Source organism: Wolbachia endosymbiont (group B) of Silvanus unidentatus (assembly GCF_964028615.1).
Taxonomy (GTDB): domain Bacteria; phylum Pseudomonadota; class Alphaproteobacteria; order Rickettsiales; family Anaplasmataceae; genus Wolbachia.
The window spans coordinates 714,812-737,515 of sequence record NZ_OZ034795.1 but is presented as its reverse complement, the minus strand read 5'-3'; the positions used below and the strand labels follow the sequence as shown (position 1 = coordinate 737,515).

The 22,704-nt window shown below is 34.6% G+C and carries 17 protein-coding genes; 10 read left to right on the top strand and 7 right to left on the bottom strand.

Annotated features, from left to right (window positions below):
- Nucleotides 1-112: 112 nt before the first annotated feature.
- Both ABWU65_RS03370 and ABWU65_RS03365 read right to left on the bottom strand, forming a co-directional pair.
- Nucleotides 113-1,117 (bottom strand): NAD(P)H-dependent flavin oxidoreductase, encoded by a 1,005-nt coding sequence (locus ABWU65_RS03370; protein WP_264376611.1) that lies wholly within the window; start codon nt 1,115-1,117, stop codon nt 113-115.
- A gap of 5 nt (nt 1,118-1,122) precedes the next feature.
- Complete coding sequence (locus ABWU65_RS03365) at nt 1,123-1,644, bottom strand: cytochrome b (protein WP_007302055.1); 522 nt, start codon at nt 1,642-1,644, stop codon at nt 1,123-1,125.
- 265 nt (nt 1,645-1,909) lie between these two features.
- Here ABWU65_RS03365 and ABWU65_RS03360 point away from each other — a divergent pair, with 265 nt between their 5' ends.
- Nucleotides 1,910-3,082, top strand: a complete 1,173-nt coding sequence (locus tag ABWU65_RS03360) for an NADH-quinone oxidoreductase subunit D (protein ID WP_265024885.1) — start codon at nt 1,910-1,912, stop codon at nt 3,080-3,082.
- Nucleotides 3,083-3,100: 18 nt separating this feature from the next.
- On the opposite strand, the gene recJ is transcribed toward ABWU65_RS03360, so the two are convergent.
- Nucleotides 3,101-4,840, bottom strand: coding sequence for a single-stranded-DNA-specific exonuclease RecJ (gene recJ / locus ABWU65_RS03355; protein WP_149168653.1), 1,740 nt, complete (start codon nt 4,838-4,840; stop codon nt 3,101-3,103).
- A gap of 666 nt (nt 4,841-5,506) precedes the next feature.
- Between recJ and miaB the strand changes: the two genes are divergently transcribed.
- Nucleotides 5,507-6,829, top strand: a complete 1,323-nt coding sequence (miaB, locus tag ABWU65_RS03350) for a tRNA (N6-isopentenyl adenosine(37)-C2)-methylthiotransferase MiaB (RefSeq protein WP_012481870.1) — start codon at nt 5,507-5,509, stop codon at nt 6,827-6,829.
- 64 nt (nt 6,830-6,893) lie between these two features.
- Here miaB and ABWU65_RS03345 read toward each other — a convergent pair whose 3' ends face one another.
- Nucleotides 6,894-7,127: a hypothetical protein gene (locus tag ABWU65_RS03345; RefSeq protein WP_010402600.1), complete on the bottom strand. Its 234-nt coding sequence runs from the start codon at nt 7,125-7,127 to the stop codon at nt 6,894-6,896.
- Nucleotides 7,128-7,265: 138 nt separating this feature from the next.
- Here ABWU65_RS03345 and ileS point away from each other — a divergent pair, with 138 nt between their 5' ends.
- Both ileS and ABWU65_RS03335 read left to right on the top strand, forming a co-directional pair.
- Nucleotides 7,266-10,436, top strand: a complete 3,171-nt coding sequence (ileS, locus tag ABWU65_RS03340) for an isoleucine--tRNA ligase (RefSeq protein ID WP_353280301.1) — start codon at nt 7,266-7,268, stop codon at nt 10,434-10,436.
- Between the two features lie 44 nt (nt 10,437-10,480).
- Nucleotides 10,481-13,255 carry a hypothetical protein gene (locus ABWU65_RS03335; RefSeq protein ID WP_353280300.1) on the top strand — a complete coding sequence of 925 codons (2,775 nt, stop codon included), beginning with the start codon at nt 10,481-10,483 and terminating at the stop codon, nt 13,253-13,255.
- On the opposite strand, the gene pheT is transcribed toward ABWU65_RS03335, so the two are convergent.
- Entirely contained in the window at nt 13,252-15,591 is a 2,340-nt protein-coding gene (pheT, locus tag ABWU65_RS03330; protein ID WP_007302049.1) for a phenylalanine--tRNA ligase subunit beta, read from the bottom strand. The genes ABWU65_RS03335 and pheT overlap by 4 nt on opposite strands.
- Nucleotides 15,592-15,703: 112 nt before the next feature.
- Nucleotides 15,704-15,973 (bottom strand): hypothetical protein, encoded by a 270-nt coding sequence (locus tag ABWU65_RS03325; protein ID WP_010402566.1) that lies wholly within the window; start codon nt 15,971-15,973, stop codon nt 15,704-15,706.
- A 216-nt stretch (nt 15,974-16,189) separates the two neighbouring features.
- Between ABWU65_RS03325 and ABWU65_RS03320 the strand changes: the two genes are divergently transcribed.
- From ABWU65_RS03320 to ABWU65_RS03295, 6 genes are read left to right on the top strand one after another with little or no spacing between them, the layout of a single operon-like run.
- Nucleotides 16,190-16,915, top strand: coding sequence for a F0F1 ATP synthase subunit A (locus ABWU65_RS03320; protein WP_007302047.1), 726 nt, complete (start codon nt 16,190-16,192; stop codon nt 16,913-16,915).
- A gap of 59 nt (nt 16,916-16,974) precedes the next feature.
- Nucleotides 16,975-17,202, top strand: coding sequence for a F0F1 ATP synthase subunit C (locus tag ABWU65_RS03315; protein ID WP_006014985.1), 228 nt, complete (start codon nt 16,975-16,977; stop codon nt 17,200-17,202).
- A gap of 3 nt (nt 17,203-17,205) precedes the next feature.
- Nucleotides 17,206-17,685 carry an ATP synthase F0 subunit B gene (locus tag ABWU65_RS03310; protein WP_007302046.1) on the top strand — a complete coding sequence of 160 codons (480 nt, stop codon included), beginning with the start codon at nt 17,206-17,208 and terminating at the stop codon, nt 17,683-17,685.
- 7 nt (nt 17,686-17,692) lie between these two features.
- Entirely contained in the window at nt 17,693-18,169 is a 477-nt protein-coding gene (locus tag ABWU65_RS03305) for a hypothetical protein (RefSeq protein WP_265025300.1), read from the top strand.
- Nucleotides 18,170-18,174: 5 nt separating this feature from the next.
- Nucleotides 18,175-19,764, top strand: a complete 1,590-nt coding sequence (locus tag ABWU65_RS03300; RefSeq protein WP_052264898.1) for a glycosyltransferase family 2 protein — start codon at nt 18,175-18,177, stop codon at nt 19,762-19,764.
- Entirely contained in the window at nt 19,746-20,741 is a 996-nt protein-coding gene (locus tag ABWU65_RS03295) for a COX15/CtaA family protein (RefSeq protein WP_012481867.1), read from the top strand. The genes ABWU65_RS03300 and ABWU65_RS03295 overlap by 19 nt, the downstream gene beginning before the upstream one ends.
- Here the strand turns inward: ABWU65_RS03295 and ABWU65_RS03290 are convergent.
- The gene (locus tag ABWU65_RS03290) at nt 20,724-22,694 is read right to left on the bottom strand and encodes an acetyl-CoA carboxylase biotin carboxylase subunit (RefSeq protein WP_012481866.1); all 1,971 of its coding nucleotides are present in this window, start codon (nt 22,692-22,694) and stop codon (nt 20,724-20,726) included. The two genes, ABWU65_RS03295 and ABWU65_RS03290, sit on opposite strands and share 18 nt — an antisense overlap.
- Between the last annotated feature and the right edge of the window lie 10 nt (nt 22,695-22,704).

Here is a 22,704-nt window from a genome sequence, read left to right as displayed (position 1 = left end):
CATACAAATAAAATGTATGAATACCTCTTTAGCGTTAATTTTACATTAAAACTGGGCAGTTATGCCTTATTACGGATAATTATAGCAATTTGCTAACTATTTTCTTTGCTGATTACTGATTTTGCATTTCAACATAATTGCTTGCCTGTTGAACTAGCATATCTATTACTTCTTTTACAGGCTTTTCTCTATCAACCATGCCAACACTTTGACCGGCCATTAAAGATCCTGTTTCAACATCTCCATCAATTACTGCCCTTCTTAAAGCTCCAGCCCAGAACTTTTCTATTTCAAGCTGCCCATTTTCTTTTGAGATCTTTCCATTTTGATATTTATCGATAATGTCTCTTTGATGCTTCATAAAATCATCACTTGCTTTGTTAACTATAGCTCTTACTGGAATTACAGGGAAATCAGCACTAATCTGCACAGAAGATACAGCATTACGCGCAGCTGATTTGATGAATACTTCTTTAAAATTTTTGTGAGCGATTGACTCATTCGTGCAGACAAATAATGTACCTATTTGACAGCCACTTGCTCCCATTTCTAGGTAGTTCACTATCATTTCACCTCTTCCTATTCCACCTGCAACAAACACCGGTGTTTTCTCATTTTTAAAATGAGGTAATATCTCCTGTGCGAGAACAGAAGTGCTAACAGGACCGATATGTCCTCCTGCTTCCATACCTTCTATTATTAACGCATCTACTCCCATTTTTACTAACCTTTTCGCGAGGCTTAATGCTGGTGCAAAACACATAACTTCAATGCCCGCACTCTTGATTTTTTCTATATTAGGCTTCGTTGGTAGTCCACCTGCAAGCACTATATGGCTTACTTTCGTTTCAATGCACACATCTATCAACTCACTCAACTTTGGGTGCATAGTAATTAGATTCACACCAAATGGTTTGTTAGTTAATTTCTGTGTCTCTATGATTTCTTTTTTCAGTAAGTCTGGAAACATTGCACCGCAAGCAATCACGCCAAATCCACCAGCATTTGAGATTGCTGAAACTAAATTTCTCTCTGAAACCCAGCTCATAGCGCCACCCATTATGGCAAACTCACTACCGAGAAAATTTGTTCCTTTTTTCCAGAGGCTACTTAACATATAACCTATATCATACGTTTAAAAATGTTTTGTTTATCTATAAATGTGTGTTTTAAAGCACCAATTATATGCAAGGCTATAAAGAGTATCATAAAATATGCAAGTATCGAGTGTAACTGATTAGCTGCACTAGCTAGATCTGCATTATGGTTAATTAATAAAGGGATATGAAAAAAATATTTGATCTCTTTGCTAGAAGCAGAAGACATGACATAACCAGATAGTGGCATTAGCACCATCAAAGCATATAAACCAAAGTGTATCGTTTTGCTCGCATTGATTACAAATCGAGAAAAATTGGCTGGTAATGGCGGAACATAAGTAAAGACGCGAAAAAATATACGTACTATAATTAATCCAAGAACGGTGATACCACAAGCCTTATGAACAGCGTATATGCTGAATTTAATTTCACTGCTAATCGGCAAATTTTTCATGTATAGTCCAGAACAAAGCATGCCAATAATAAAAGCAGACATTAACCAATGAATGATCCTTAAACCTAAACTATATTTATTGTCTTTCATTAATTTTGATTACTCTAAAGTAGAATTTATATAGTAGAAAAACTATTTCTCAATCAAAATTATCTATACATAATTTCGCTGCCTTGATCAACATAAGTGCAATAATTGTATGTGACACATAAACATTGTCTATCAGATCATGAAGAAGTGGTGAAGTTTTTGAGAGTTTTTCTATTGTAACGATGAGTTATAGCTTGTACAAGAAGCCTATTGACTTTAAGCACATTTTACCCTATACAATTCCAATACCTTAAGCTACCAAAGCATGCCTGATCTAAAGACAATGATGCTAAATTTTGGTCCTCAGCACCCAGCTGCACATGGGGTGCTACGACTTGTTTTAGAGATGGATGGTGAAGTGATCGAGAGAGCAGATCCCCATATTGGGCTTTTGCACCGTGGCACTGAAAAATTGATAGAACATAAAACATATCTTCAAGCTCTGCCTTATTTTGACCGCCTTGATTATGTGTCGCCAATGTCACAAGAGCATGCATATTCGTTGTGTGTAGAGAAATTGTTGCAATGTGAAATTCCAATTAGAGCAAAATATTTGCGTGTTTTGTTTTGTGAGCTGACAAGAATACTAAATCATTTACTAAATATCTCTTCTCAAGCACTTGATGTTGGGGCGATGACTCCTCTTTTATGGCTCTTTGAAGAGAGAGAAAAAATACTCGAGTTCTATGAAAGGGCCTCAGGTGCAAGATTTCACGCAGCTTATATAAGGCCAGGTGGACTTGCAGCAGATATCCCAGAAGGTTTGATTGAAGATATTGCAAAATTTATAGAGCAATTTCCAAAGTATATAGATGATGTTGATGAACTTTTAACGGAAAATAGGATATGGAAGCAACGCACTGTAGGAATTAGTGAAATATCAATAAAACAGGCGCTTGATTGGGGCTTTAGTGGACCAATGCTCCGTGCTGCTGGACTTGCTTGGGACTTGCGAAAAAGCCAGCCATATGAGATATATGATCAGTTAGATTTTGATATACCTATCGGCCAAAATGGTGACTGTTATGATCGTTATTTAGTAAGAATGGCAGAGATTAGGCAGTCTGTTAGCTTGGTGAAGCAATGCATAGAGAAGATGCCTGAAGGGTCAATAAAAACTGAAGATAGAAAAATTTCTCCACCGCCAAGAGCAGAAATGAAAGAATCCATGGAGGCTATGATTCATCATTTTAAGCTTTATTCAGAAGGATATCATGTGCCAGAAGGTGAGGCTTATGTGGCTGTTGAAGCGCCAAAAGGCGAGTTTGGAGTATATATAGTTTCAGATGGTACCAATAGACCTTATAGATGTCGAATAAGAGCACCTGGCTTTGCGCATTTACAGGCCTTAGATTTCATGGCAAAAGGACACATGCTTGCTGACATTGCAGCAATTATCGGTTCACTCGATATAGTCTTTGGTGAGATTGATAGGTAATTATTGTAAAATAGTAACTCAACTAATGGTCAATACATCCTCTATTAAAAACTGCACAAATTCATTGCCATTCCAGTAATTCATAGAGATTTTACCCAAAATGGCTTTAACATTACCCTGCATAATAGCAGAGCCAAGCTCAGTATTTGCACAGCGAAACGCAATAGCTTTGACCATAACATTATCGTCAGCAATAAAACATTTTATATGGTCAACTCCTATAACTTCCGGCTTTCTTATCTTTGCTCCTTGAATGATGAATCTCGGTTCAGGATTGCCAACACCAAATGGCTCTAAGCGTTGCAATTGATTCCACAAGGATAAGTTTATTGCTTTAGCTGTTACTATACCATCAGCCTTTATGATTTTGTCATTTGTAGAGTTTGCAAATCTTTCAGTAAAGAAATCATGTAGATCACTTATTTTATCTTCTTCAATCGAAAATCCTGCTGCCATACTGTGACCACCACCTTCAATGATTAGGTTGGTAAATTTTGCAGAAAGAACCGCAGCACCAATATCTACTCCAGAAATTGACCTACAGCTTGCTTTTCCTATTCCATTGTTTAAAGATATCACTATCGTTGGTAAGTGAAACTGCTCTTTTAGTCTTGATGCAATGATACCAATTATTCCCTGGTGCCAATTACCACTTACCATTATAAAATTTACACCTAAGTGGGCAAAATTTTCCGCTTGTGTTGTGGCTTCCAAAATAGCCTCATTTTCTAGCATTTTTCTTGCATTATTCAAATCTATTAGTTTTAGCGCGATTGAATGTGCATCATCATCATCATCGGTGGAAAGCAACCTTGCACCGAGCGATGCTTCTCCAATTCTTCCTCCGGCATTTATACATGGCCCAATACTAAACCCTAATCGCGAAACACTTGGTTTTTCAAGGATTCCCAAAGCGTCAAACAAAACACGTAAGCCAACATTTTTTCTTGCTGACATAACTTTTAATCCTTGTAAAACAAAAGCCCTATTTAGGCCTGTAATCTGCATAACATCGCAAACAGTTCCAAGAGCAACCAAATCCAGTAGATCAAATAAATCTGGTTCTTTTTTGTTGGTAAAAAATCCTTGCTCACGTAGGCTTCTATTAAGAGCAACAATTAGCAGAAATGACACTCCAACTGCTGCAAGATTAGTATAAGGAGAGCTCTCATCAAGGCGGTTGGGATTAACAACTGCTGCAGCACTTGGTAATTTTTCTGTACCAAGGTGATGATCGACAACTATAATATCAAGTCCAAAGACCTTTGCCTCTTCTATCGGTTGATATGCAAGCGTACCGCAATCAACAGAAATACATAAATCAATACCATTCTTTTTAAGTTGTAATAAAGCATCTGTGTTCAATCCATAGCCCTCATCAACACGATCTGGAATATAGATTATAGAGTGTGTTCCAATCGCTCTTAGGTACCTATTAATCAATGCTGATGACGTTGCACCATCAACATCGTAATCACCAAATATTGCAATATTCTCATTATTGTTTATTGCTTTTATTATGTGAGAAACAGCTTTATCCATATCAAGGAGGTGAAAGGGATCTGGTAATAGCGATCTGATTAGTGGGTGTAAGAAGTCATGTGCATTTTCTATGTTAACACCACGAGCAACTAATATTCTTGCTAATATTTCTGGCAACTCAAATCTCTGTATAAGAGTAAAAATCTCCCTTTGATCTGCTTCTTGTAACTTCCACAGTGCATTTGTTATGCTGCGTTTTTCAATATCAAGTAGCATATTTTTTGTAAATAAAACTACTTTACCAGAACTTTTACGCTTGTTCTATAATTGTGTTAGACTTCTGTATAACCTAAAGAAAGATATAGGAGAGTGTCACTCGAAAGGAATCACATTTATTTTGACAAAGAGCATCTGTAAAATCTGATACTTCTTCTTGCATAACATGCTCTTTAATTAGTATTATATCTATATTAGCATATAAGTGTGAATATTATATTAGTGTAATTACTTTTTGGTATACATAACAAATTTATGCCTGGAAACAGTTTTTGGTTACTCAAACCTTTTCTACCTTTATTTCATATTCTTTAAAGTATTTTTTGCACTTTCTTTATAAAAACCATAGGTACCAATCGGTTTTTAGCTTAAGAATAAAGGTTAAGTATCTGGAATTCTGGACATAAAATCCTCCTGAAAGATTAGAAAGAAAATGCAGCGCACATACAACAGAATTTGAACACGTGCTGAAGAAGATACACTACGTTTTTTTTTGAAAAATTGACTGAAAAGTCTGCAGACGAAGATAGATTTTTGAGCTCTTAAAATACCTCTACTGTTAGAGTAAGGAAAGCGAGAAGGTTTGTCAAGCAATCTTTATTGGCTGTTGTACTAGAATTCAGTTTTTCGTATAATTTGCTAGAATTTGTGTGAAGAATTTTAAATATGAAAGGCCTATATATTAAAACTTACGGCTGTCAGATGAACGTTTATGACTCCATTTTAATGGAGAATATAGTTAAGCCTTTAGGGTTCAACGTTGTTAGTGATGCAGAACAAGCTGATTTGGTGATATTAAATACTTGTCATATTAGAGAAAAGGCAGCAGAAAAGCTTTACTCAGAGCTTGGAAGAATCCATTCATCACAAAAAAATAAGGAAATGACCATAGTGGTGGCTGGATGTGTAGCGCAAGCAGAGGGAGAAGAAGTGTTCAGAAGGGCTCCTTTTGTTGATATTGTTGTTGGTCCGCAGAGTATTCCTGCTTTACCGGAGTTGATAGTCAAAGCAAGCAGAAGTAAAGGTCATGTAATAAATACTGATTTTCCAGAAGTTGCAAAGTTTGATAAATTGCCGGATGAATGCTATGGCAATAGCCAGGGGTCTTCTGCGTTTCTTGCCATACAAGAAGGTTGTGATAAATTTTGTACGTTTTGTGTGGTACCATATACACGCGGGGCTGAGTATTCACGACCAGTAAATGAAATATTTCGTGAAGCATTGAATTTGGTTAAAAACGGAGCAAAGGAAATTACTTTACTTGGTCAGAACGTCAATGCTTATCATGGAGAGTGCGAAGGAGAGGTGTGGGATTTAGGAAAATTAATTAGTCACATTGCTAAAATTGAAAAGCTAGAAAGAATCCGCTACACAACTTCTCATCCAAGAGATATGCACGAATCTCTCTACTTGGTACATGCGGAGGAATCAAAACTCATGCCGTTTGTTCACCTACCTGTGCAGTCAGGTTCGAATAAAATATTGCATGCAATGAACAGGAAACACACTGCAGAGGAGTATTTGGGAATAATAGACAGATTGCGCAAATTGAAACCTGAAATCGAATTTTCTTCTGATTTTATTGTTGGTTTTCCTGGAGAAACTGAAAAAGATTTTGAGGAAACTATGAAGTTAGTAGAAAAAGTAAAGTACGCTCAGGCTTATAGTTTTAAATATAGCCCAAGGCCAGGAACGCCAGGGGCGGAAAGAAAAGATCAAGTACCAGAAGAGGTTAAAACAGAGCGTCTTCTTCGTTTACAGGAATTAATTAGCAAGCAACAACTTGAATTTAATCAGAGTATGATAGGAAAAACTATTCCTGTTCTATTCAGTGATAAAAAAGGTAAACACCAAAATCAAATTATTGGTAAAAGCCCATACATGCAATCAGTATGCGTTGATGACCCTGACGATAAATACAAAGATAAAATAGTAAATGTAAGGATATTGGAAGCTCGGCAAAATAGTTTGTTGGGATGCGCTGCCTAATTAGAGAAAAGTGCTCCTATGCTCTCATGTAGAAGCACTTTGTGTGTTTTTATAAGTTTATAAGCTATCTAGATTTAATCCTTAAAGGACTACAACTCTCTGTTACGCAATCATATGAGACTTGATATAATAGATTTGCGGGATTTTTTTTCTTTTCCCACTGATAGTGTACTTTTTCAACCTTTCCAGAATTATTATATTCATAAGAAAGCGATCTCCAAATAACGCTGCTTTTACTATTATTTTTGTTAGCATCGTGAAATTTCTGATAAGGCCAACTGTTATTGTCTTTATTCATCTTTAACTTAAGTAAATAAGTCTGATTTATTAATATGCTGTATAATAATGTCAACACCTATCAATGTTTATAGAAACAGAGTTTTTGGATTTGTAATTTTCCAGAAAGCTCTATATTCTTTGATTTTATCCAGTTAAAATGAATATGAAGTATTATCCTGATACAAGCAGCAGTCCTGATTTTTCATTGCTAGAAAAGGAAATCATAAAATTTTGGCAGGAAAATAAAATTTTTGAGCAGTCAGTCGAGAAACGTTCCAAGGATCATTGTTTTGTATTTTATGATGGGCCTCCGTTTGCAAATGGACTTCCGCATTACGGACACTTGCTTACTGGTTTTATAAAAGATGCATTTGCAAGATATCAAACTATGCTGCAAAAAAGGGTTGAACGCAGATTTGGTTGGGATTGCCATGGGCTACCGGCTGAGATGGGCGCGGAAAAGGAACTTAGAATATCTGGTAGAACTGAGATAGAGAAATTTGGCATTGAAAAATTCAATAATCATTGCCGTACTTCTGTGATGAAATTTTCATCAGAATGGGAGAAGTATGTAAATAGACAAGCAAGATGGGTAGATTTTCACAATGACTATAAGACTATGGATAAGTCATTCATGGAGTCGGTCATGTGGGCATTTAAGCAGCTTTATGATAAAGGTCTGGTGTATGAATCAATACGCGTTGTTCCCTATAGCTGGGCGTGCGAAACTCCACTCTCTAATTTTGAAACAAGGCTTGATAATGCATATAGAGAAAAAATTAGCAAAGCTGTAACTGTTGCTTTTGAACTTTTAGAAAATCCAAAGCAATTTAAACAAAAATGTAGATTACTTGCTTGGACTACAACGCCTTGGACGTTGCCGAGCAATCTTGCACTGGCAGTAGGGGAGGATATTGAGTATTGTATGGTGTTAGTAAATGGTGAAGTCTGCATCTTTGCTGAAAGTTATTTAGAGAAATTTGTCAGCCACTGTGAACAAAGCAATATTCAATATGAAAACTGTAATACAAAACTTAAAGCGAGTGATCTTGCAGGTCTTCCTTATAAACCACTGTTTGATTACTTTAAAGATACAAAAAATGCGTTCCGTGTTTTCATTGCTGATTATGTTACAGGAGAAGATGGTACTGGTGTTGTGCACACTGCTCCTGGATTTGGTGAAGAAGATTTTTACCTTTGCCAAAGCCATGATATTCGAGCTGTTTGTCCAATTGATAACGGTGGGAAATTTACTGCAGAAGTTTCAGATTTAACAGGAGTTCATGTTTTTGATGCCAATGATACAGTAATCAAGAAATTAAAAAGGCAGGGGAGCTGGTTTAAAACTGAGCAATATATTCACAATTATCCACACTGCTGGAGAACTGACACTCCTTTAATCTACCGCACTATGCCTTCTTGGTATGTTGCCGTTACAAAATTCAAAAGCAGAATGGTAGAGCTAAATAAGAGAGTTAATTGGATACCAAACCACATTAGAGATGGTCAATTTGGAAAATGGCTTGAAGGAGCGCGCGACTGGTCTATTTCACGCAATCGATTCTGGGGTACTCCAATTCCTGTGTGGAAATCAGACGATGCAAAATATCCAAGAGTGGATGTGTATGGCTCAATAGCAGAACTAGAGCGAGACTTTAATGTTAAGATAGATGACTTGCACAGACCGTTTATCGATACTTTGACGAGACCAAATCCTGATGATCCAACAGGAAAATCAGTTATGCGTCGTGTGCCTGATGTGTTTGATTGTTGGTTTGAGTCTGGCTCGATGCCGTTCGCGCAAGTTCACTATCCGTTTGAAAATAAAGAATGGTTCGAGAAAAATTTCCCTGCGGATTTTATCACTGAATATATAGCACAAACAAGAGGATGGTTCTATACGCTTTTTGTGCTTTCCACTGCTTTATTTGATAGTGAGCCATTTAAGAATTGCATATGCCACGGTGTGGTTCTTGATGTGAAAGGTCAGAAATTATCCAAGCGTTTAAATAATTATGCAGATCCAATGGAGGTTTTTGACAAATGTGGTTCTGATGCGCTGCGTTTTCTTATGCTATCTGGTTCCATTGTTTGCGGTGGTAATTTACTACTCGACAAAGAAGGAAAATCGATACGAGATATTCTGAAGGACGTAATAAAACCTATTTGGAATAGTTATCACTTTTTTACCATGTATGCAAATGCAGATGGAATTAGAGCTGAGGTTTGTAAAGATTATCAGAGTACCATTGATCGCTACATGATTTCCAAATGTTTTGAAGCTGTGGAAAGTATACAAGCTTCTATGAACAACTATAATTCCCAAGAGGCTTGTAAAACCCTGATGAATTTCTTTGAAGTGTTAAATAATTGGTATATTCGTCGTAGTCGTGAGCGTTTTTGGAAAAATGATTTAGATCAAGACAAAACTGATGCTTATAATGTTCTATACACAGTTTTTTATTACATACTACGGGCTGCAGCTCCTTTGTTGCCACTCATAACAGAGACTATATGGCAAGGGCTTGAGTACAAAGAAACATCTGTTCATTTGGCTGATTTTCCACAATCAGATAGATATGACAGTGAACTCATTGCCAAGATGGATTTGGTAAGAGAGATATGTAACTCTGCATTATCCATCAGAAATACGTTTAACATGCGCATCAGGCAGCCACTTGGCAGTATGACCATTTATCATAGGTCTTCCTGCGATTTCCTTAAAAATGAATATCAAGAGATAATAAGAGATGAGGTGAATGTAAAAGAACTAGAAATAGTAAGTGATTTGAAAGAAGTTGCGTCACTAGAGCTAAAACTAAATTTTCCGCTACTTGGTAAGAAGGTTGCAGATAAAATCAAGAAACTAGTTCAATATGTCAAAGAAGAAAAGTGGAGACAAATTGAGAATGAGCAAATATTTCTGGGAGATGAAACAGAGAGCTATACTATAGAAAAAGGTGAGTATGAACTATTATTAAAAGCAAATAGTGAATATTCTTCTGTATTTGATAACAATAAAGGGATTGTTGTTCTGAGTACTGAGCTCAATGATGAACTAATTCTAGAAGGACTCGCGAGAGATGTTGTGAGGCTTATTCAAGAAACTAGAAAACAAGCTGATTTCCATATATCAGATAGAATCAGAGTAATAATTAAAGCAGAAGATGAGAAAATTAAGGAAGCAATAACTACATGGAATAAATATATAAAAGAACAGACCCTTGCCTTATCTTTGGATACTAATAAAGAGATCGAGGCCGATTTCTATTCTAAAGAATATCAAGATTTGATAGTTGGTATTAAGTTAATAAAGTTGCAAAGTTAGTAATATTTATGATATACTGAGACTGCTTTAGGTAGGTTTGTAGTATGAATCAGATTGTTGCAGATGATTGTAAAGAAATTGTTGATTTAAATAACAATAATGATGATTTAGATAAAGTACAATCTATTTCCAATGTTGCTTTGGAAGAGGAAGAAGAGTTTTTTGATGCTATGGAAGATGTTTCTAATGTAGAAGAAGGGAATGATTTAGGTGTTGTTACTTCAGAAGAGAGAGAATTTATTTCTGATTTAGAGGAAGTGGAAGAATTCTTTGATAGCAAGGCTGCTACTTTTGATATTCCACTCAGTATATTTCATTATAAAGATTACAACTCTGACTTTTTTACTTCCTGGTATAATATATCAAGCGAAATATTTAGGGAAATAAATAGAGCTTGCCCAGAAAAGAAAGTGTTAAATTTAGCTCTATCAGTTTTAGTACTTCCTTATATTGTTTTTACTGCAATGGGGTTAGTCATATATAGTAGATTTAAAGCAGACAGCAAGACACAAGCTGATGTAGGTGAAGATAAGACAAAAAAGAGTGAAACAGGTGTGCCAAAAAGATTGGCATATGGCGCTCTTGCTGCAATGGCAATTTTTGTTAATGTGACTGTGCTTGTAGCCTTAATCGTTCCTGCAACAGTTGCTTTGGCTACTTTTTATCTTTTAAATAGAGAGTTATCTCACTCTTTAGTTACTGCTCTTAAAATAAGTATGGGGCAGTATTCTAATAAGCACCAAAATATAGAGGTATCTTTTCATGAGAAGGGAAATCCTGGACCAAATATTGCGTGGGATATGGAAATAAAATTTCCACCACAATTTAAACGATTACTTAGAGACTTATGTGAGAATGAAAATAATCAGTGGTTTAGTGTAACGAGGGATTCGGAGCATAACATTGTACTGAAATTGTCAACTAACATCAATTTAAAAAATGGTCTTAAGCCATTGCGTAATGAAATCAAGGATATACTTGCAACTTCCATTCAAGGATGCGCAAGAACTATGGAAGAGCTGGTGAAGCTAGAAAAGAAAGAGATTACATATGATAAGCTGAAGGAATTGTTAAGCGAGTTCAGGTTGAAAGTGGTGAGTAGCATAGATTCTAAGTTGACAACTCACTTAATAGAAAATGCTTATCAAGTTGCTTTTATACAAGCAATTAAGTTTCAGCAAAATAGACGGGGAAAAGATTTTGCACTGGAGGATGAGCTAAAAAATACTTTAGTGAAACAGAAATTAGAAAGTCAAGGTAAGGAATTACCAAATGAGAAAGAAGTGATAATCAAAGATTTGAGAGAAGCAGGAGCAAAAGTACCAGATATCTTAGAAGATAGTGAATTTCCTGTATTTAAAGCAAAATGGAAACAGCTTATAAAAGAAGGGAAAATAGCTGAAAGGACAATCATTGATGTTTATAAAGAGAAGTATCGTGAAGAAACAGAAACAGCTCTAAATAGTGCTAAAAAAGAGATTGAGAATTTAAGAAAGGCAGGGCATGAAAGGTATCACAGTGTACGTCAAGAATTAGAAAAAATGTCTGATGATAAAGAGGGAAATAACTCAATAAATGATGATTTAAAAAGGAAATTAGAGGATCTTTTTAAGTTCGAGTATAATGATCAAGAAGTTGAGCAAAAGCTAATAAAATCAGTAATGAAAAAAGCAAAGGGTGAGTTAGGCCTGTTAGGAATACTAAGCTTAATAGACCAGTTTCGAGATTTAGAAGAGGAGATAAAAGGTCCTTTGAATGTGGAAAGTTTAGAAGAAGCTTCAGGTAAAGTGAATGCTTTTATAGCAAAGATGTATTTAGAAATAACGAAACGTAAAACGCAAGATTTGTTTAAAAGTCAAGCAAAGGGTATAGAGAATTCATGTAAGTTATTAGAAAGGGAGGCACCAGATCTAGTAGAAAAGATTAATTCACATCGAGTGAGAATTGAAAAATACTTAAAAAGACCTGAAAAACCTATGCTATTGAGAAAAATAATAGAAGGGAGTAAGGATTTAAATAAGTACTTAAAAGATGAGCAAGAGAGAAGAGGAGAAAAGCATCCAAATACAAAGCTAGTACAGAAGCACTTAGAAAATAACAAAGAAATTCTAAAAACATTAGAACAGTTGAAATTGGAAGAAAAAGGATTATTGATAAATGAAAAAACAATAAATGATTATAGAGAAGAACTAGAATCTCGTGAAAAAATAAAATTTGCAATAATAGAAGATGATTTACTGAAGGCGTTCGAGCATGAAATTTTTAACGAAGAAGCAATTAAGAAGTTACTAGAGAGAGCAGAACTTGAGTACTATTTGGCAGAAAAGTGCATAAAAAGTCCTGTGATTAAGACAAAAGACAATATCAAACATTTTTGTCAAGATTTATTGTCTCCTTTAATAAATAGGTTGGTGGAAAATATAGTAAATAATGTACCAAAAAGTGATAAGAGTTCATGGCTGCAGCCTATAAAAGCTATTAGGACAGGCTTGGGATATATTCAAACAGGTCTTGCCGTTGCAATGCGTGGGGATAAGAGCACAGAAGGAAAAGCGTTGAGTGTGGCACATGATACTCATAAGGAAGTAGAAACATTTCTTCAACATTTTCAATCAAGTTATGAGGAAGTAGGAGTTTTTTTGGGTAATTTATTTTCTGATGATGGAACGACATTTAAAAATGATGTATGGCCTAAAGTAGAAGAGCATTTGCATGGAATGTGGGATAGGTTTTTCAAGGATATTGAATTCAAGATAGGAAATAAATTGGATGAAGTAAACGTGACACAGCAAAATCAGGAAACGGCGATTATGGCTTAATGATGAGCTCTCAAAGTTCCTTCAGTATTTTCACACACTAAGTTGACTATCATATTTGATTCTTTTTGGATTTCCTCTTCAGTTAAAGTGTGAGTTGGAGAGCAGAAAGTAACTGAAAATGCTATAGACATCTTATTCGATTCTATATTGTTTCCATGATATACATCAAATATCAAAACTTCTGTGATGAGCTCTGAGCTTTTTTTCACCATATTGATTATACTGCCTGCTGCTACATCTTTATTTACAATGAATGCAAAGTCGCGTTTTACACTTTGATATTTATAATCGATAAATTTTTTTCTACTTATAGGTAAATTTTCGATATTTTCTAATATCAACTCAAAGCCTACAATTTTTTGTTTGATGTTAAAAAAATCCAATATACTCGGATGCAATTCTCCAAAATAACCAACTATTTTACTTCTAAAAGATAAGGAGCCTGATTTTCCTGGGTGATAATATTCTTTTTCTGCTCTCTCTATTGCTAAATTATCACAATTGACATTAAAAAGTTCCAAAGCTGTTATGAGGTCAGCCTTTGCGTCAAAAATATCTATTTTTCTATCAGTGTTATAGTGGTTTTTCGGCGAATTATTTCCTGATCTAATTCCACTTAAAACGTACTTAGACTGAGCCTCACCATTATAAATTGGTCCAATTTCAAAAATTGCGAGATCAGATATCCCGTGAGCAATATTATCTGCAGTGACTTGCAACAAATTTGGTATGACACTTGGCCTCATTATATTGAAGTTATTATTAAATGGATTGTCGATAATGAATAACTTATTCAAGTAACCAAACTTTTCAGCTATTGATTCACTCATAAAAGACCAAGTTATCACTTCATGAAATCCTCTGCTTGTCATTAAAATGCGCAAATCATCTTGTGTCTCTTCTTCTACTGTAACGTCTTCTGCTAGTTGCTCTTCCTTTATTTTATCATAGCCGTATATTCTTACTGCCTCTTCAACTAGGTCAGCAGGTATTTTTATGTCTGGTCTCCAGCTTGGTACTTGTATATTCCAATTACCTTCGGTTTTTTTATCGATACTAAACCCTAGCTTTGTTAAAATATCGAATAGCTCATTAGGTGATGCAGATACACTTCCAAGTTTGTTTGCATCTTGATAATCAAAATTTATCTTGGTATCAGCCTTATTCAAATTGCCAGCAGACACTATGCTTGACACTTCTCCGCCACATAAATCCAAAATCATTTTGGCTGCAAGATTGAGTCCATCAAGGGTAAATTCAGGGTCAATTGAACGTGCAAATCTGTAACTTGAGTCTGTGGAGATGCCTAGCTGCCTTGAAGATTTAGTGATGGAGATGGGGTCAAACCAAGCAGACTCTAAAAAGATATCAGTAGTTTTAAGTGTACATTCGCTATACTTGCTGCCCATAATTCCAGCAATTCCATGAACATTTTTATCATCAGAAATAACGCTTATGTCTTTGTTTAATAAGTACTCTTTATCATTTAAACCAATAAATTTTTCTTCATCATTTGCTTTGCGTACTATGAGCTCTCCTTCTATTTTTTTTGCATCATACGCGTGCATCGGGCGCCCGAAAGATATCATAATGTAATTAGTAATATCAACTATTGCAGAAATGGAGCGCATTCCTATCGATTCCAATTTATCTTTTAGCCATTTTGGACTCTCTTTATTTTTTACATTAGTGATATATACTCCACTAATAAAACTCTCCCCATCGATGACTTTGACGTTTATTAGTGAGTTCATAGAAGCGGTAAGTTGTGGAATGATTAAAGTCTTTAACGTTCCAATTCCAGTTGCTGCTAGATCACGTGCTATTCCATAAACACCTAAGCAATCTCCACGGTTTGGAGTGATGTTTATGTCAATTACAGGATCGCAATTGAAAAATTTATCTCCTGTTTTATAATCATCAGAAAGCTCGATTATTCCTTCACTTTCATCTTGAGTCAGCGAAAGCTCAGAGGCAGAGCAGAGCATCCCTTCACTTAGCACTCCTCTTATTTTTGTAGGCTTAATTGTAAAGTTGCTTTCTGGCAATGTGCTACCAAGAGATGCAAGTACAGTCTTCATGCCTTCTTTAACATTTTTTGCTCCGCAGACTATCTGCAGAACTTTACTTCCATCATTTACTCTACATAATTTTAATTTATCAGCATTTGGATGAGGTGCGACTTCTAATACTTCTGCAACAACAAACCCGGCCAATCTGGAATTGTCGATCACATTCTCTACTTCCAACCCTATGTGAGTTAATTTATCAGTAATTTCCTCTAAACTAGCATTGGTTTCTAAGTACTCTAATAACCAAGATAATGTGAACTTCATTTATTTAACAGAAAATAAAAAAGTTATTGTAATGTAAAATATAATGATTTTAAAGCTTGTTGTAGTGAGTAGCTTCTCTAATTGTAAAAAACGAAGGAGAAGCCTACTTTTTCTACAAAGAAAGAATTTTCTTTATATCACCTTTGCAGTCCATTTCCATGCAGAGTTGAATGTTCATATTGTGATCATCTATATGGAAATTATAAATGTAAGCATCACCAGTGAAATTTCCTATAACATCATGGCTTTCATTTAGCATTTCACCTGCCATGTGGAAAAGACCAGTGTCTGAGTTAGAAGAATAATCTGTAAACTTGATGTACCCGTTACCACATTCCTGTTCTAAATTTAAAGGTGGATTAGTAAAATCTATTTCGTTCATAATTGCCTCATATTAAAATTAAATTATAGTTAAAATAAGATGTTAAGTCAAGAATTTAGAATAAGATTGGTAGCTGACTATAATTTGCATTTTAATTGTATATTTTGTTAATATATTAATGCTATAATAATACAGAGCTCCTTATGTTAATTCTTGACTTTATTTTATAAAATTTATACTTTATTTACTGCTGCAGTTTAAGTATACAGGGTCAAAATGGCGTTAAATCCGCTAGAACAATTTAAAGTATATACAATAATAGAACTACCAAAATTATTTGGGTATGACATAAACTTTACCAACTCATCTCTTTTTATGATGATCTCGGTGATATTAATGGTACTGTTTTTGCTCCTTGGAATAAGAAAAGGTGCAGTAATACCAGGATATTTGCAAGCTGCAGTTGAATATGTATATGATTTTGTTGTTTCAATAATAGAAAGTAACACTGGAAGCAAAGGTTTGGAGCACATTCCTTTGATATTTACAGTATTTATTTTCATTTTATCGTGTAATTTAGTTGGTGTTCTTCCTTATAGTTTCACAGTTACAAGTCATGTGATAGTTACCTTCGCTTTATCAATGGTGGTTTTTACTTATATAACGATTGTTGGGTTTAAAGAAAGAGGAGTAGAATTTTTACGCATATTGCTACCAAAAGGAACTCCTTCGTGGCTTGCACCTATAATCATCATTATTAAATTATTTGCTTATTTAGTAAGACCGATTAGTTTATCAATAAGGCTTGCAGCAAATATGATTGCGGGTCATACAATCATCAAAGTGATAGCAGGATTCGTCATAAATATGAACATATTTTTTACACCTGCACCTTTTTTGTTTATAATTGCACTAATAGGATTTGAAGTATTTGTTGCAGTTTTGCAAGCTTATATATTTACTATATTAACATGTGTATATTTGTCAGATGCAGTAAAGTAATTGACTTCCTTGCAGAATATTTTACAATTATATTATAAAGAAATAGTTAAAGGTAATATATGGATTTAGTGGCTTTAAAATTTATAGCAATTGGTTTGGCTGTATTTGGAATGCTCGGTGCTGGTTTAGGTATAGCTAATATCTTCTCTGCTATGTTAAATGGGATTGCGAGAAATCCTGAGTCAGAAGGTAAAATGAAAAGTTACGTTTATATTGGTGCTGCCATGGTTGAAATCATGGGGTTGCTTGCGTTTGTACTTGCAATGTTATTAATATTTGCTGCTTAACAGATGCCACAGCTTGATGTTTCAACTTTCTCTTCTCAAATTTTTTGGTTTTTAATTTTTTTCTCTTCACTTTTTTTTGTAGTCAGTTGTTTGTTTTTACCGAAGTTAGATGAAATAATAAGCACTAGAAGTAAAGAAGTGTTAGATTCATTTAATAGTTCTATTCACCTTTTAAGACTTACAGAAGAGCAAATTGCCAAGTATAATGCAGCTTTAAATCAAGCTAGAGTACGGGCAAAAAAAATCATAGATGATGCATTTGCTCAAGTAGAAGAAATGAGAGCGAATGTTAAGGATATATTGGAAGAGGAAGACAAGAAGATGATTAAACTTGTTGAAGAAAAGGTAGTACAATTTAAATCTAAGTATATTAGTGAATTAAAACAAATGGCTACTAGTATTGCTTTGATTTACTATACTAAGTTAACTAATTCTGAGATTGAAGAGGAATTTGTTGCTGACTTGGTGTCAAAAGAATTTTAGGGTTTTTATGTCTACATTACTAGTTATAAGCCTTGCTTTTTTAGTAGGTTTTATCCTCTCATATAAATTGTTAAGGAAGGTAATAAAAAACGCGCTTAACAATAAACGTAACAAAAGCAAGTTTTCAAGTGAAGAAACTGAAAAATTCAGAAAAGATATGTTGGAGTATTACAAAAAATCTTCTGAAAAATACAAAAGATTAGATGCAGAAGTTAACAAAATGATGAATGAAGCACTTGATAAGGCTAATAGTATTATTAAGCATAATAGACAGCAACTCGATCAAACGTTAGATGAAAATTCCCATTCTAATTTGAAGAAAGTTACTGACCAAGTTGAAAAAGCTCTTGGGGATTTACAAGCTAACACAGCGAGTATAGCTGCTGATGCTGTAAAAAAAATAATGCATGAACGTAAAGATGATAAGCGTAGTAGTGAGGTTATATCTTCGTTTTCACGTGACTTGAGCAAAAAGTTGCATTAAGTTTAATGCCTGTACTTCAAACTGATAATGTAGAAAAAATTAAATTTGATTCTAGTTTATGCAAAGAACAAGAGAAACTTTTCTACTATAGGTTTAATATAATTCCTTGGCAAAAATTAAATGATACTACTTTTTTTATGGTTGAAGACATAAGCCAAGATATCAACCTTTGGGTCGAATCTCATTACGGTATTGAATATGTATTGATAAAAGTAGATAGCAAACAGATTTTAAATCTTCTTAACTCACACTTTGGTATTTCAGAATTCGCAAGTAACTACTTATATTATAAGAATCCTAATTTTTCAGCTAAAAGCATTAGGCTCAGTTCAATCTTTTTTTCCTCTTTCTTTGTTATGATTTCGACTTTAACACTGACAAAAAAATATGCATATTTTGCTTTGGTGTTGATATTTATAATCGGATGTTCTAGTTCTTTATTCAAATTTGTAACTAAAATTTTTGGCTTGCGTAAAATTTCTAACCAAAAAGCAGATTATGATAAGATGAATGAACCTATATATACTATTTTATTGCCTGCTTTTAAAGAGAATGCGGTTATAAAGCAATTGATTAAGAGCATTGAAAGTTTGGATTATCCAAAATCAAAATTAGATGTAAAGCTTGTGATAGAGAGCGATGATCAAGAAATGTTGGCAGCTATAGAAAAATGCACTTTACCACAGTATTTTGAAGTAATAAAAGTGCCTCATTCTCTGCCTAGAACAAAAGCTAAGTCATGCAATTATGCTATGAGCTTTGCTAGAGGAAAGTATGTGGTAATATATGATGCAGATGACAAGCCAGATCCGTTGCAGTTAAAAAAAGCACTAATTGAATTTAATAAGGGCGACGAAAAGTTGGCTTGTGTACAGGCGAAATTAAATTACTATAACTTTGGTTGCAATTTTCTTACAAAATTCTTTTCTCTTGAGTATATGAACTGGTTTCAATATTTTTTGCCTGGATTTCAAAAAATGAACATGCCAATACCTTTGGGTGGTAGCAGTAACCATTTTTCAGTGGAAATTTTAAAGAAAGTGCTTTTTTGGGATGCTTACAATGTCACTGAAGACGCTGACCTTGGTTTGAGACTTGCGCAAATGGGATATAAAACCAGGATTATTGATTCAGAAACATTGGAAGAATCACCAACTACTGTGTTTGCTTGGATCAAACAAAGAGCACGCTGGATTAAAGGTTATATGCAAACTTATATCGTTCATTTAAAAAATATAAAATTACTTTTTAAGCACACTGGGCTTAAGGGAGTTTTGCTATTAAACCTTTTTGTTGGTTCCTCAGCTTTTATATTTTTCACGACTCCTTTTTTGTTACTTTCATTGGTGCTGACTCAAATTTTGAATGAATTATTCTTATATTATTTTATAATAGTATACGGTATTAACTTGATTTTTTTGATAATAGCTATCAGACAACAAAAAATGCCTTTTTATTTTTATATAGTATCAATATTTTTTCCCGTCTATAGTCTACTACATAGCGTTGCAGCTTTTCTCGCTTTGTGGGAATTTGTTATTCACCCTCAGCAATGGAATAAAACTCAGCATGGATTATGGAAGCAAAACCTGTAGCTATTTGGCTTTTTCTCTGCTCTCTCATGGTGATTTGCATGGTGGGAATTGGTGGATTTACCAGACTTTCAAAAGCAGGATTGTCAATCACGGAATGGAAACCAATTACCGGAACATTGCCACCGCTGAGTGAACAAGACTGGCTAAAAGAAAAATCAAAATATGAAGCTACACCTGAATATAAAGCATTTAATTATGGTATGAGTATGGAAGAGTTTCGCACCATATACTTAATAGAATATGTGCACAGGTTAATTGCAAGGCTGACAGGTTTAGTTTTTATCTTACCATTTATATACTTTACACTAAAAAAAAGAATACCTAAAAATGCAGTAATAAGGTTATCTACAGCACTATTATTTGGAATTTTACAAGCTTTTGCCGGTTGGTATATGGTTAAAAGCGGTTTGGTATCTAATCCTCATGTTAGTCACTATAAGCTCGCACTTCACTTACTGCTTGCGTTGGTTATCTTTGCATTATTGTCATATCAATTTTTTGATTACCAAATCAAACCAAAACAGATAATTAAAATTAATAGCAACATTACATGTTACATATGGATAATTTTAATCCTAGTGACAGTACAAATAATCTTCGGTGCATTTGTTGCAGGGCTAAATGCTGGTTTAATTTATAATACCTTTCCACTAATGGATGGACAAATTGTTCCGGAAGATTTATTTTACTTACAGCCTGCTTGGCTAAATATCTTTGAAAATAGAGTAACAGTGCAATTCATACACCGGGCATTGGCATTGCTGATATTAGTTCTGACAGCAATACTCACAATAAAAAATGCCAGTATAAAACCATTATATGTTATGCTATTCTCCGTCATCATTCAGGTAATTCTAGGAATAGTCACTTTGTTGCTGCATATACCAATGGCTATTGCTATAGCCCATCAAATGTTTTCATTTATCTTATTTGGATCAGGTTTATACTGCTTGCGTTATTTAAGAAATCAGATCTAATACCAAATCACCAGCATGTATATTTTTTCCTTCTTTAACAGGGATATTTTTTATCACCATTTCTGATTCAGCACATATTATATTTTCCATTTTCATTGCCTCCACAACAAAGAGAGGTTGTCCTACCTCTACCTGATCTCCAGCATTGACGTGTAATTTAACCAATAAACCGGATATTGGAGATTTTACAGCGTCTACTGAAATCCCTTCTGTTTTGTTGTTTAGCATTAATTTGCTTAGTTCAGCTACATGAGGTTTCAATACACAACATTTAGCTTTCATACCTGCGTGTCTTATAAAGTATTTGCTACCTTGCCTTTCTATTTTAAGTGCTATATTGGTATCATCATTAATTGTGATATATAGTAATCTGTAACTTGATTTCCACTTACCTACCACGGAGTATTTATTGTGGTTATATACTGTTGTTAATGTGTTATCTTGATACTTTGCATTTACGGAGTACTCATTGTCATCTATTTTCACTATGAATGCTTCATCTGTTGACTTACTGTAATACTTTCCCTCATTTTCTAAGTGAACATACAGTGCAGCAAAAATAAATATTTTAATATATTCCTCTGTGATAAAATCGCCTTGAAACCCACTAGGATAATGGTCTGGAATGAATCTTGTGTGGAGTTTTGCTGCAATAAAGTTTGGATGATGGAAAATGGATTCTAGAAATTCTATATTATTTGTTACTCCTTCTATATAACATTCAGACAATGCTTTTTGCATTCTGCTGATTGCTTCTATTCTATCTTTTCCATAGGTTATAATTTTTGCAATCATTGAGTCGTAGAACATGCTGATTTCTGAACCGCTAGCTACTCCATCATCTATTCTTACATCATCTGGTTTGTCGTAATATTTGATTCTTCCGCTGGAAGGAAAAAATCTCTTTGATGGATCTTCAGCGCAAATTCTGCTTTCTATTGCAGAGCCAATAAGTTTAATATCATTCTGACCAAATCTTAATTTTTCTCCGCAAGAAATTCTGATCATCTCTTCCACTATATCTATTCCAGTGACAAATTCTGTTACTGGATGCTCAACTTGTAATCTCGTATTTACCTCAAGAAAATAGAAGTTTTGGTTCTTATCTACAACAAACTCGACAGTACCTGCTGAAAAATAATCAACTTGCTTTGCCAAAGAAACACATTGAGCATACATTTTTTGTCTTACTTCTTCACTAATAAATGGGCTTGGTGTTTCTTCTATTATTTTCTGGTTATTCCTCTGTACCGAGCACTCTCTCTCCCCAAGACACACTATATTGCCGTATTTATCTGCTATGATTTGTATTTCAATGTGTCTTGGCAGCTCTATATATTTCTCTATAAAAATACTGCCATCTTTAAAACTTTTCTCTGCTTCATTTGTTGCTGATGTAAATGCTAGTTCAATTTCTTTTTTGGAATATACAATTCGCATTCCTTTGCCACCACCACCTGATGCAGCTTTGAGCATAACGGGAAAACCAATCTCTTCAGCAACGATGGCTGCGTGGGCAGCATCTTCGATCTTACCCATATATCCTGGCACTACATTTACTCCAGCTTTTCTTGCCTCTTCTTTTGCCGTTATTTTATTGGCTGTAACTTCTATTGTTTCTGCACTTGGACCAATGAAATCTATGTTATGTTTTTCCAGAGCACGGGGAAAATCTGGATTTTCTGCTAAAAACCCATAGCCAGGATGAACCGCCTCGGCACCTGTTTCAACTGCTACTTCGCATATTTTTTCGATATTTAAGTAACTAAGATAAGCAGGCGAAGGGCCAATGTGCCTTGACTCATCTGCTTGCTTTACATGCACAGAATTTGCATCTGCATCTGAGTACACAGACACACAAGATATGCCCATCTTGTGCGCAGTTTTGATTATTCTGCAGGCAATCTCCCCTCTGTTCGCTACTAAAATCTTACTATACTTCTTTCTTATCATCTTATAAGTA